This is a genomic window from Amphritea balenae (assembly GCF_003858655.1).
Lineage (GTDB): Bacteria > Pseudomonadota > Gammaproteobacteria > Pseudomonadales > Balneatricaceae > Amphritea > Amphritea balenae.
Window position 1 is genome coordinate 461,141 of the sequence record NZ_RQXV01000001.1, and the last position, 12,243, is coordinate 473,383.

The following is a 12,243-nucleotide window of genomic DNA, read 5'->3' on the forward strand; positions in this document are numbered from 1 at the left end:
TGAAAAGGGGATCAGATCAAAATGGTTTCAAAACCTGCTGACAAATTCAGGTTAACGCCGGCTTTCAGCAAAATACTGGTTACTATTTGTTCACTGCTTATTTTAAGTGGCTGCCTACAGCAGTCTCAAACCATTCAAACAGAATGGCAATCCCCCCTGTTAAAGGACCACCCCCTCAACGGTCAGATCTTTGATATTAAAAACAACAGCAATATCAGCTACTCCCAACTCATTAATCAACTGGGTAACTATCGCTATATCCTGATCGGCGAAAAACATGACAATCCAGATCACCACAAACTAGAGCGTCAATTATTAGGTGACCTGCAACAGAGCAGTGCAACACGGGTTGTACTTGAAATGTTAAACCAGCAACAGAGCTCAGGCTTTAATCAACTGAATGCAAGTAGCAGCAATAAAGAGATAAAGGATGCATTACACTGGCCGGACAAAGGCTGGCCCTGGAAGGATTACTCAGGTCTGGTTGTTAGCGCACTCCAGAATAATAACGACATTCGGGGCGGCAACCTGAAGCGCTCTCTACTAATGGATATCTATCGGGGAGCTAAACCAGACGAAGCCCGCTTTACTACGGTGTCGAAGATATCATCAGATATTAAGCAAACCATTCTGAAACAGGTATATGAAAGTCACTGCAAAACCATCGCAACTGATCAGTTAGCACCGATGGTCGAAATTCAGATCAGCAGAGATGCCAGCATGGCCTACAATCTCACACAAAAACTAACAAGTACTCAACAGGCAATCCTGTTTACCGGAGGGTTTCATGGACGAAAAGATACCGGTGTGGCACAACACCTTGTACAACTAGGTGCAGACAAAAGAGAGATTATAACTGTGCAGTTGGTAGAAGCAGATGAACATGCATTAACAGCTCAGGACTATCCTTTCGCCAGCCCACAAATTGCTGATTATATTATGTTTACACCAAAATACAGTGATCAGGACTACTGCGCTCCGCTCAGAAAGACAGCGGAGCATTAGGGAACCTACGAACAAGTCCTAAACGCCTCAGGCTTACAGAGCGATTCAAGTTCGAGGCAACAGTTACAGGCATGCTGGTTGCCTGTCGAAAACTGTTAACAATGTAATTGGATCGCTCTGCTAGCCCCCTAAAAAGAAGGGGTGGGCATTAAATCGACTTCCTGCTTTGTCAGGTCGTTTGGAAAGGACTTGTCATTCCGCTGCGCTCCCTTTCGCGCACTAAGTCGATTTACTGCTCACTGAGAAAGCTTGTGACTTATTCGCAGGTTCCTTGGACTAATTACCTTTTAAAGCAGGTAATTAGTCTTCGCGGCTGGTTACTTCCAACAGGTGATAACCAAACTGAGTTTTAACCGGCCCTTGCACTTCACCAATAGGTGCTGAGAAAACAACCTTATCAAACTCAGGTACCATCTGACCCGGACCAAAGCTACCCAGATCACCACCCTGGCCGCCGGAAGGACAGCTTGAATTTTGACGTGCTACATCAGCAAAATCGGCACCGGCTTCAATTTCAGCTTTCAGCTCTGCACACTTCACTTCACTACTTACCAACAGATGTCGGGCACTTGCTCTAGCCATGTTTCTTAATCCTTACAATTATCTTTCAAAAAAATTCAATATTACGAGTGATGCTCTCTTAAGCCTAACTCAAACAGCACTATGAATTGTAAACCTACACTATGTTTCAGACTTTAACTTATTATAAGCCTTCACCACTTCACAGAAATCCCCCTGACCCGCATAAAGACGAATACCAAACCCGCCAGCTAACAGATCACACAGATCAGAGTAAACCTCAACCAATGGTGCATCAGTCAAGAACCATACCGGCACATTATGCTGCTCTCTGATAGTTCTTGCCAGCAGAATAAGCTCCGGCCAACGATTAGCATCAGGAATATATTTCAGATCAATCGCAACCGGCTTGATTAGTTTAAGCCAGGATCTTTTTAGCCAATGCTCATCACTTAAGTCCGGGACTGATAACATGATCTTGTCATACATAATTTAACCGCTCATACCTCTGAGGAGCTTTCTAGGTATAACTGATACTGATATGCTTAGGCGATGGAACTTTCCCGCATTAATCTAAACCTGCTCATTTCACTGTATCATCTGCTGTATTCCCGCAGCGTGACAGCTGCAGCCACAGCACAGCATATTACTCAACCGGCAATGAGCCGGAATCTTAGCCAGCTAAGATCCATATTTGATGATCAATTAATGGTGCGCGTAGGTAATACTATGCAACTCACACCTAAGGGAGAGTTACTCTGGCAGCAACTACCTCCCGCTCTGAACCAACTGGAAAATTTACTGGTTCCCAGTCAGTTTGAACCGGCCGGGTTTACCGGAGAGTTCAATATTGCCAGCACAGACTTTATCACCCATGACCTGATGCCTTCGCTACTGGCTGACCTGCAACAAGACGCTCCCGGTCTGAGCCTGCATTTTCATCTCTGGCACCCGGGTATGATTGATAGTTTACGCCAGGGACGAATGGATCTGGCAGCCTGCATCCTAGATACAGTCCCAAGTGATATCTACGGTAAGCAACTGGGTAGCGATGGCTATAGTTGCCTGGTACGACAACAACACCCCCTGGCTCAACAGGCCATTTGCATCAGCGACTATACAGCAGCCGGACATATAGGAATCAGCGCCGGCGGAGACAAAATAAGAGCCGTGGATGAAGCATTAGAAGCACTGAAGCTAAATAGAAGAATGATGCTCACCGTACCCTTTATTCATTCAGCAATGGCGATAACCGCCAGAACTGATTACATACTCACCCTGCCCAGCCATATTGCAAATCACCTGGCCGCACAATACAACCTTAAAGTAAAACCTCTACCCGAAGGGCTTTCGGTCCCGACCAGCAACTACTATCTGATATGGCATCAACGACTACAGGGCGATCCTGCCCACCGTTATCTGCGCGAAAGACTGCTACACAGTTTACGAAACTATCGCTAACAATCCATAGGCCTACTCTTCATATTTATGAACACACAAGGTCATCAGTTTTAGTTATAACCCTTATAGATATTCAGCATTCGAACAGCCATCACTGAACAGATAAACTCTGCCCATTATTTGAGGAGTTACAATGTCTGAATGGCTTATCTTTACCGGCATAATGCTAATGGGGGCTATGGTACCCGGCGCGAATACGGCGATTATTTTGCGCAATACCTTGCAGGGCTCGCGTCGCAAAGGCTTTATTACCGCTTTAGGCCTGGCGACAGCACTGGCAATACATGTGCTGCTTTCAGTAATTGGACTGGCAGCCCTGATAGAACAGACACCAGGTCTGTACCATGCTATTCGCTGGCTGGGCAGTGCCTACCTTATCTATATGGGTCTCACCTATCTGGCTGCACGCACACTGGACAACAATAATGACACTGAGCAGAACGCCAGTGGCAACCCCTTTATTGCCGGCATGATGATCAGCCTCTTTAATCCAAAGATTCTGATCATGTTCATCGCTATCTTCAGCCATATTCTGGCCGATGTAACCAGCCTGTGGATGCAAATCCTTTACTACGTAACCCCGGTCATTGTTGAACTTAGCTGGCTTAGCCTGATTATCATGATCCTGACCCAACCAGGCATTCAACAGACCATGCTGCGCATCCGCACTAACCTTGAGCGGATAGTGGGCGGCGGCTTAGTTCTATTGGGTGTAAAGTTAGGCTTAGGGTAACAAAGGCACTACAGCTGCACTGCCTCTATCGATTGTTGCGCCTTGTTACGTTGCTGCCTGTTTCGTTGTTTGTTTTGCGACATTTCAATCGCGCATTGATCCGGATTATTAAGAATAACGATACACTCCATACACTGAATACACTCGCTGTAGTCAACGCTACCGTCCCGGTTTATCGAATCAATCTCGCAACGGACCTTACATAACTGACAAGGAGAACCACACTCTCTACGACGATATAACCAACGGAATAAGCTCAACCGTCCCAGTACAGATAAACCTGCACCCAGAGGGCAAAGGTAGCGGCAGAAAAACTTATGAATGAACAAACCGCTGCCTAACAGCAACAGCGCATAAACAACAAAAGGCCAGCTACGGTCAAAGTACAAGGTGATCGTCGTTTTAAAGGGTTCTATTTCTGCCAGACGTTCTGCCAGACTGACAGACCAGAACGCACTCCCCACCAGCACCACAAGAATCAGATACTTCAGCTTTTGCAAACGCTTGTGCCATAACGGAGCAACCTTCCACTGCTTTATTTTGAGCCAGCTAGCGAGCTTACCTACAATCTCCTGCAACACTCCAAACGGGCATAACCAGCCACAAAATACGCCTCGCCCCCATAAGAACAACGTAATAAAAACATAGCTCCAGAGCACAAACAGAACCGGGTCGAGTAGAAATACCTGCAGATCAAAACCATTAGTCAGCTCCAACAGCAAAGTATAGATATTGACCACTGACAGCTGCCCCTGCGCATAGATGCCAATAAATCCAAAGGTCAGCAACATAACGCCCCAACGTACTTTATGCATCAGCTGACTATGGGCAGATAACCGATGCTGCCAGATAAAGGCAGCACTCACTACTGTCAGAATCACCAACAATAAAACCACCTGCGGTATCCGGTCCTGCCATAAACGTTGCCAAAGCGGCTGTGGCTTTACCTCGACGATCTCCTGAATATCAAACAGTTCACCGGGCATCTGGTGACGACTTTCAAATTGAGCCTGATCCCTGAGTAGATGGTTACGGGCCAGATCCAGATTCAGGGTCAGGGTGATTGGCTGCGAAGGGTTGAAGCCTGACTGTGCCTTGATCCTGAATATCCGCATCTGCTGCATACCCGGAATACCCAGATCAGGCATACCCGCATCAAAGAAATCCAGATCACGAATATCAACAGGCAGACCATTCTGCTGCAATCCTAGCCGTTGCGGTACTGTCCCCCGACGAAAGCCTGGCTCCAGAAAGCTATACATTCCCGTTGAAGCGACTAGCAATGCATGTTCACCAGGCCTCAGCACCTGCTTCAATCGCCCGAACTCTGAATCGCCTAACAGATTGCGTCCAGTGACAGGTGTATTCAGGTAAGTATAAAAATATTGTCCGGCAAGCTCCCCCATTTCAACATCAAGCTCTTCGGTCAGCTGCTCTAATTCAGGATCCGGATAGTCTGCCAGCTCTTGTGGCAATCCCTGATCCAGCTCCGTCAGCGATAGCGGCCAGGACTTAACCAGTTTTGTTTCCAGCAGTGCCTGCCAGTTATAGGGTTGAAAGACCGTCTCTTTAACGACTGCTTCCGGCGGCTGGTAAAAGCCATCCAGATAAGCCCGAGCAACTTTTAAAGCCGACGCCAGAACCGTATCATTCATCACCAGCACAGAGACAGTTGCTTTTGTCACCCCATCGATGAAGACCGTGCCACTCCCATCATCCTTACCGGATTGTCTGCTATCTACTATGATCCTGCTGGCAACAGATAAGCCCTTATACTGATTAACAAAACCGACCATGGGCTTTTCACCCAGGCCATGCATAAATATTGGCTCATGATGATTTAACACTTTTAGCCCAGCTACCAGCCCCTGAGGATCCAGCCCGATCAGCATGTTGATACGTTCACCGGAAAAGCCTGGCAAATCAGTCAGGTCGTTAGTTTCAAAAATATAACCTAACAGCTGATCTAACTGGTATACAGGCAACACAGGAGGGTTCTGTTGCGGCTCGCCTATACGCGTCAGCTTTGGAAAAATTGAACGGATATCTGCTTCAGAAGGATTCGCCTGTAATAAGCTGCTGAATATCAGCAAACCACACAGGGCAATATGTTTAATGAATGATAAGCAACGCATCTTCTGACTCCGCCTGACCGATCTTTGATAATCCGGTAATAAGGCGGTGAGGAGCCATTCTACTTTCAGGCTGCTAAGACAGCACTTTGGTGCTATATCACCTCTAAAATCCGCTGCCGTATCCAGCGGCACATCGGGTCACGGTGGTAACGCTCATGCCAGTAAAGATAAAAATTAATCACCGGGCTATGTAACTCTTCCGGTACCTGCTTCAAAACGATATTCCGTCCTTGCACAACTTTTTGAGCAACTATTTCAGGTAAAACAAACAAAAGATCGGTGTGCTCGCAAAAATCAGCTACCGTCATGAAGTTAGATAATCGCAGGGCCAGGTGTCTTTTTTTGCCCAATGCTGCAAGCCTGTCATCTACAACACCAGGCCCCCGACCAGTAATGGAGACCAGCCCATGGCTGGCTGTCAGGTATTTATCTAAGGTCAGATCTGAATCCGCCAGAGGGTGATCTGCCGACATCACACACACCGACGTTGTTTGACCAATCAACAGCCGACGATACTGATCCTCTGTTGTTTTTGGCGACATTCCCGTTACACAAAAATGCACATCACCCTGTTCCAGCAGTTCAAAGTGATCCCTGGGCTCAGTTCTGACCTCTAGCCGCATCCAGGGCGCTTCACGACGCAACACCTGAATTAAAGGTGACACAAAACATGCGACTTCCAAATCAAGACCATAAACCCGAACCACATCTTTAGCTTCAGAAGGAACAAACTCAGGCTCTGCTATCAGCTGGCTCAGGCCTGCCAATAATTGTTGCAGCCGGGGCAGCAACTCCTCAGCCCTGGCGCTCAGATCAAAACCCTGAGTAGTCCGCACCAGCAAAGGATCATCAAAGGTTGTCCTTAACCGCTGCAAAGCCCTGCTGACAGCTGGCTGACTCATATGTAGCATTTCAGCTGCCCGGGTGACGTGTCGAGTCTCCAGCAACTGCAACAATACCACCAACAGATTGAGGTCAACCGACCTCAAATTCACTTCACGCATAATGAAAATCACTTTTATTCATTTTATGAATTAAGTATGCCCCAGTATATTGTTTTCATCCAGCCCGGCCGGCCCGAACAAAACGTCAGAACAGAACTTTAAAAGATACAGTGAGAATATGATGACTGAACAAGTAAAAGTAGCTATCGCATACCATAGCGGTTACGGCCACACCGAAGTACTGGCACAAGCAGTTGCCACCGGCGTTGAAAACGCAGGTGCAGTAGCACAAACCATTTCGGTAGCTGACTTAGATAATCTGAACTGGGACGCTCTGGCAGAAGCCGATGCAATTATTTTTGGCTCACCAACCTATATGGGCAGTGTCAGCGGTCAGTTTAAAACCTTCATGGATGCCAGCTCTAAAGTCTGGATGGAGCAGGGCTGGAAAGACAAGCTTGCTGCCGGCTTTACCAACTCAGCGAGCCAGAGCGGTGATAAACTCAACACCCTGATACAACTATCGGTTTACGCCGCTCAACAAGGTATGAACTGGGTCAGCCTGGGCCTGACCGCCGGTAATAACAGCAGTCAGGGTAGCCCTGAAGACCTGAATCGTATCGGTAGTTACTTAGGCGCTATGGCACAAAGCAATGCCGATGAGGGTGCTGAAATCACGCCACCTCAAGCCGACAGGGATACCGCGCAAGCACTGGGCGCCCGCGTTGCAATTGCTGCACTGCGCTGGAAACAGTAATTTGTAATCGGTTCATAAAAAAACAACAATGCTAATGAGAACTGTTTCTTGTTAGCATTGTCACAAAATAACTCAATAAATCAGTTTGTTACATCCGGATTATTTATGGCATTACCTGTAAAAAATGACACCCACCAATATGGCCTGGGCTCTATTGCCATCCATTGGGGCATGGCGCTGATCATCATCGGGATGTATCCGTTAGGACTCTACATCGATACGCTGGATTATTACGACCCTGCCTATCGTACCGTTCCTCAATGGCATAAAAGTATCGGCCTGATCCTAATGAGCCTACTGATAGTACGGATGCTATGGCAAACGATTAATAAAAAGCCACAGGCTTTAGAGCAACCAAAGCTACTGCTGCTTATTACTAAGCTAGCCCATTCAGGACTTTATCTGTTGCTACTGATAGCACTGGTTTCCGGTTACATGATCTCAACCGCCGACGGCAGAGCTATTGCTGTGTTCAACTGGTTTGAAGTACCTGCACTGCCTGCCGTTACTGAAAACCAGGAAGATATTGCTGGCGAGATCCATTACTTAAGCACCACAACCCTTATTATTCTGGCTGGCCTGCATGCACTTGCAGCGCTTAAGCACCACTATATAAACAAAGACAACACCCTTAAACGCATGCTTGGCATGCATCAGGAGACTAACTCATGAAAATGAAGAACTTGATTGCTGGCGCTATTTTGACAGGCACTCTGGCTGGCACTTTTGCTACTACTGTTCAGGCTGCAGACTACACCATTGATACTAAAGGCGCTCACGCTTCAATTAACTTCAAGGTTAGCCACCTGGGTTATAGCTGGTTAGAAGGTCGTTTCAACGAGTTTGGCGGACAATTCAGCTACGATGAAGCTAATCCATCTGCTGCAAATGTCAATGTAGAGATCGATACAGCCAGCGTTGACTCAAATCACGCTGAACGTGACAAGCATATTCGTAGCGGCGACTTCCTTGATGTTAGCAACTTCCCTAAAGCGACCTTTAAGAGCACTAGCTTCAACGCCAACGCTGATGGCACTGCGGTAATGAATGGCAACCTGACGCTACACGGTGTAACTAAAGCTGTTGAGCTGAAGGTTTCTAAAATTGGCGAAGGTCAGGACCCATGGGGCGGCTATCGCGCAGGCTTTACCGGGACGACTGAATTTAAAATGAAAGATTTCGGCATTACCAAGAACCTTGGACCGGCATCAGAAACGGTTTACATGGAACTGCATGTCGAAGGTATTCGTCAGTAAGCAATTGACTAAAGATTAATAGCCGACAAAAAAAACGCGCTAGTCACTCAGGTGATAGCGCGTTTTTTAGTTCTTAGAATCGATAGTCATATGGGTTAATCAGATAGGTGCCAGAATAGGTCTCGGCTTGCCATATTCATTAATGGCGACCATGGTGAATTTACCCTCTGTCACTTTCTCTATCAGCTCACTGTGATGCCTTTGCACCCAGGTTTCCACATGCACGACCAGCGAAGTGGAACCAAAACGTTCAACATGGCAAAAGCAGCTGACATCATCTCCCACATTAACGGGTTTATGAAACGTCATCGCATCAACCGCGACAGTCACTACCCGCCCCTTTACTTCCTGAGAGGCAAAAGTACCGCAGGCAAGATCCATTAGTGACATTGTCCAACCACCAAAAATATCACCATCTGGGTTAGTATCTCCCGGCATCGCGACGGTTCTCAAGGCTGGAATTCCAGCCGGCATTGTTTGCATTAGTACTCCAGACTCTAATTCAAATAAGCATATTAAAAAAGCTCGGGCTATTCCGTATCTGAAACGATTACATCGGATTAACAGTGAAAGTATAACAGGAGGCAATTATTCTCCCGAACAGACCAGAGCTTAATACTGAAGGGATAATCCAGTAATCTTACTCAGGATTAAACAGCATTGATCAATTTCTGTAACAAAGCTTCAGGATCCGACCCGGTTAACAGATACTCCCTATATTCAGAGCGAATAAAGGCCTCTTGCTGAGCATGGTCCAGAAATCGGAGCAAATGATCGTAGTACCCATCGATATTGAGTAAGCCAAATGGCTTAGAGTGAATGCCTATTTGACGCCAGGCCCAGACCTCGAATAACTCTTCCAGGGTGCCGGTACCACCAGGCAGCGCAATGAAGGCATCAGACAGTTCCATCATCATCGCCTTACGCTGATGAATATCTTCAACCACATGTAATTCAGATAGCTTGTTATGGGCCTGTTCTTTATCTATCAGCACCTGCGGCATAACCCCATGTACCTGCCCTCCGGCAGATAAAACCGCATCGGCAACAATACCCATCAATCCGACACTGGCACCACCATAAACTAACTCAATATTATGCTTCGCTAATAGAACACCAAGTTGTTCAGCCAGAAGCTGATAAGAACCACCCTTCCGGCCAGAGGATGCACCGCAATATACCGCCAGTTTAATCGTCATATTTATCATCTATATAAAAGGCCAGCGGCTATTCAATACCATCAGGCAGACATATGAAAGTATTACTGGGAATAAAACAAGACAGAGGTAATCGAGAACGAATTAACAACGATTTATGAGGCGGTAAAGCAGGTCTCCGGTGAAGGCTCACCGAAGACCAGATTCAATCAGCCGGTAACAGTTACGTTTTCAGCTTGTAAGCCTTTCTGGCCCTGAGTAACTTCAAAAGTCACTTGCTGCCCTTCAGCCAGGCTGCGACGACCTGTACCGTTAATAGCACGATAATGTACGAAAACATCAGCACCACTTTCACGCTCAATGAAGCCATAACCTTTTTCATCGTTAAACCATTTAACGACACCTGAAAGAAGTTGATCAGACATAAAATCCCCAATACTTTATTTTTATAACTATCACCGCATTCCTGAAACAGAACGCTGGTATTACACCGATCTGGAAGGTTGGCAATAACCAACAACTACTGATAAAAATCAAAGCAGATACGCAAACATCATCACAACAAAGTTTCCAAATGAGCAATCACTCAGAAAATTATTACAAAGAAGCCTGGCTATTTTTCAAACCGATTAAACCTTTTACTGTTAAAGCCCTCTGTTTTCAAGATATTAACCCTAATTTTTGTAATAGTTTTGTACCAGATCAAATATCAACCACCCTATCTTTAACTTTGGTCTTAGAAGCCTGCCTACAATTCAAATACTTTTTCAATGGCCGGGATTCGACTTAATGCGCGAAGGGCAATCCAGTGAAACACCCGGACTTTTGCAAACTGCCTAACAGAGCAGATGATCCCTCTATAGCCTGGCCTAAGCCCAATCAGAAAAAGCACATCTGGAGCTCAATTACATACTTCGCTATAGTGCGCAGCAGAAAGAGAAATATACAGGACAGGAAAGATGGCAGGTTCTCTGCAAGATCAACTATTAAAAGCCGGCCTGGCAAATAAAAAGCAGGCCAATACAGCTAAAGCTGAGAAACGTAAAAAAACCAAGAAAGCTAAAGCGGTTAAAAAAGGCGAAGTCTATAAAGACCAGGAAGACCTGGCGCGGGAAGAAGCGATCGCCAAAGCTAAAACAGATAAACTGGAACGGGATCGTGAGCTCAATCGTCAACGCGAAGATGACCTGACCCGACGCTCTATCGATGCATCCTGTTTACAGATGATTAAACAAAACCTGATTGCCATTCCAGAGCATGGAGATGTTGAATACAACTTTGTTGATGGCACTAAGATCAAAAAACTTTACGTCGATAAAGAATTGCAGGATCAGTTGGCAAAAGGCAACCTCGCGATCGCTAACAATAATGACAGCTATACTCTGATTCCGGCAGGCATTGCCGACAAAATTACCGAGCGCCGACCAGAACTGATTGTTAGCCGTCAAGAAGTTGAAGAGATCGATCCCGACGATCCTTATGCCGACTTCCAGATCCCTGATGATCTGATGTGGTAACTATACCTTCGCTATAAATGCCCCCATCAACGGAGCGGAAATTAGCTCCGTTGATGTCAGTCCCCCCTTCAGCCTTACCTGCCAAGCAGCCATACCGGTCTCAAGAACAAGCTAATCAGGCTACAAGCCCCCTGAGCTTTTAAGCCCGACACCAGAATCATAAAAATTCGTTAAATGATAACGACTTAGAAGGAATAAGACTTATTCTCAGTCTAAAACTACAAACATCAGCAAAATAGCCGTCAAGTGATGCGCTATAAGATTTATCAGCTGCATAACAAAATCAAAAAACACATTATTTAACAACAAGTTATAAGGCAATCACAGCTATAAAATAAGACTTTTACTCTTATAATAAATCGCATAGAATGAGTTCAGCTTGAAAGTACGGCCTGATTTTTATGCCCCTGAACAGATCGACAGTTGCTCAAGCCAGTGCGTTCTTATCTGCGGCATAAATAGTAGATCCTACATTCTTAGCTTAACCCGTGTTACGGAACAAATTCGTACACTATAATTTTAAAAAAATACTTCTGTAGGAAATACTACTATGTCTACATCTACTGGTACCGTTAAATGGTTCAATGCCGATAAAGGTTATGGCTTCATCGAACAGGAAAACGGTCCTGACTTATTCGTTCATTTCCGTGCAATCAACTCTGACGGATTCAAAAGCCTGAACGAAGGCCAGCAGGTTTCTTTCGAAGTTACTCAGGGCCAGAAAGGCCCACAAGCGGAAAATGTTACTATTCTGTAACT

The 12,243-nt window shown here is 45.9% G+C and carries 15 protein-coding genes; 8 read left to right on the top strand and 7 right to left on the bottom strand.

Translation table 11 applies throughout. From position 1 onward, the window contains the following. The first annotated feature begins 21 nt into the window (after positions 1–21). Positions 22–1,005, top strand: coding sequence for a ChaN family lipoprotein (locus EHS89_RS02130; RefSeq protein ID WP_124924451.1), 984 nt, complete (start codon positions 22–24; stop codon positions 1,003–1,005). A gap of 300 nt (positions 1,006–1,305) precedes the next feature. On the opposite strand, the gene EHS89_RS02135 is transcribed toward EHS89_RS02130, so the two are convergent. Further along, positions 1,306–1,587, bottom strand: a complete 282-nt coding sequence (locus EHS89_RS02135; RefSeq protein WP_124924452.1) for a peptidylprolyl isomerase — start codon at positions 1,585–1,587, stop codon at positions 1,306–1,308. Between the two features lie 99 nt (positions 1,588–1,686). Further along, a complete protein-coding gene (locus EHS89_RS02140) occupies positions 1,687–2,013 on the bottom strand; it encodes a hypothetical protein (protein WP_124924453.1) in 327 nt (108 codons plus the stop codon). A 63-nt stretch (positions 2,014–2,076) separates the two neighbouring features. Here EHS89_RS02140 and EHS89_RS02145 point away from each other — a divergent pair, with 63 nt between their 5' ends. Beyond that, a complete protein-coding gene (locus EHS89_RS02145; protein ID WP_124924454.1) occupies positions 2,077–2,985 on the top strand; it encodes a LysR family transcriptional regulator in 909 nt (302 codons plus the stop codon). A 133-nt stretch (positions 2,986–3,118) separates the two neighbouring features. Then, on the top strand, positions 3,119–3,718 hold the full coding sequence (locus tag EHS89_RS02150; RefSeq protein ID WP_124924455.1) for a LysE family translocator: 600 nt from the start codon (positions 3,119–3,121) through the stop codon (positions 3,716–3,718). A gap of 8 nt (positions 3,719–3,726) precedes the next feature. Here EHS89_RS02150 and EHS89_RS02155 read toward each other — a convergent pair whose 3' ends face one another. Together EHS89_RS02155 and EHS89_RS02160 are read right to left on the bottom strand one after the other, a co-directional pair. Then, positions 3,727–5,853, bottom strand: coding sequence for a NosR/NirI family protein (locus EHS89_RS02155; RefSeq protein ID WP_124924456.1), 2,127 nt, complete (start codon positions 5,851–5,853; stop codon positions 3,727–3,729). 92 nt (positions 5,854–5,945) lie between these two features. Beyond that, entirely contained in the window at positions 5,946–6,857 is a 912-nt protein-coding gene (locus tag EHS89_RS02160) for a LysR family transcriptional regulator (protein ID WP_124924457.1), read from the bottom strand. A 118-nt stretch (positions 6,858–6,975) separates the two neighbouring features. Between EHS89_RS02160 and EHS89_RS02165 the strand changes: the two genes are divergently transcribed. The 3 genes from EHS89_RS02165 (at position 6,976) to EHS89_RS02175 (ending at position 8,810) form a co-directional block, all read left to right on the top strand. Then, complete coding sequence (locus tag EHS89_RS02165) at positions 6,976–7,554, top strand: flavodoxin family protein (protein WP_229753495.1); 579 nt, start codon at positions 6,976–6,978, stop codon at positions 7,552–7,554. Positions 7,555–7,659: 105 nt separating this feature from the next. After that, entirely contained in the window at positions 7,660–8,226 is a 567-nt protein-coding gene (locus tag EHS89_RS02170; protein ID WP_124924458.1) for a cytochrome b, read from the top strand. After that, the gene (locus EHS89_RS02175) at positions 8,223–8,810 is read left to right on the top strand and encodes a YceI family protein (protein ID WP_124924459.1); all 588 of its coding nucleotides are present in this window, start codon (positions 8,223–8,225) and stop codon (positions 8,808–8,810) included. The genes EHS89_RS02170 and EHS89_RS02175 overlap by 4 nt, the downstream gene beginning before the upstream one ends. Before the next feature lie 99 nt (positions 8,811–8,909). Here the strand turns inward: EHS89_RS02175 and EHS89_RS02180 are convergent, their stop codons facing one another. The 3 genes from EHS89_RS02180 to EHS89_RS02190 all read right to left on the bottom strand — a co-directional run bounded on the left by EHS89_RS02180 (position 8,910) and on the right by EHS89_RS02190 (position 10,392). After that, positions 8,910–9,293 carry an acyl-CoA thioesterase gene (locus EHS89_RS02180; protein ID WP_124924460.1) on the bottom strand — a complete coding sequence of 128 codons (384 nt, stop codon included), beginning with the start codon at positions 9,291–9,293 and terminating at the stop codon, positions 8,910–8,912. A gap of 167 nt (positions 9,294–9,460) precedes the next feature. Beyond that, positions 9,461–10,009, bottom strand: coding sequence for an LOG family protein (locus EHS89_RS02185; protein ID WP_124924461.1), 549 nt, complete (start codon positions 10,007–10,009; stop codon positions 9,461–9,463). 167 nt (positions 10,010–10,176) lie between these two features. After that, positions 10,177–10,392 (bottom strand): cold-shock protein, encoded by a 216-nt coding sequence (locus EHS89_RS02190; protein WP_124924462.1) that lies wholly within the window; start codon positions 10,390–10,392, stop codon positions 10,177–10,179. A 534-nt stretch (positions 10,393–10,926) separates the two neighbouring features. Between EHS89_RS02190 and EHS89_RS02195 the strand changes: the two genes are divergently transcribed. Next, a complete protein-coding gene (locus EHS89_RS02195) occupies positions 10,927–11,484 on the top strand; it encodes a DUF2058 domain-containing protein (RefSeq protein WP_124924463.1) in 558 nt (185 codons plus the stop codon). 550 nt (positions 11,485–12,034) lie between these two features. Beyond that, positions 12,035–12,241: a cold-shock protein gene (locus EHS89_RS02200; RefSeq protein WP_124924464.1), complete on the top strand. Its 207-nt coding sequence runs from the start codon at positions 12,035–12,037 to the stop codon at positions 12,239–12,241. Positions 12,242–12,243 lie beyond the last annotated feature (2 nt).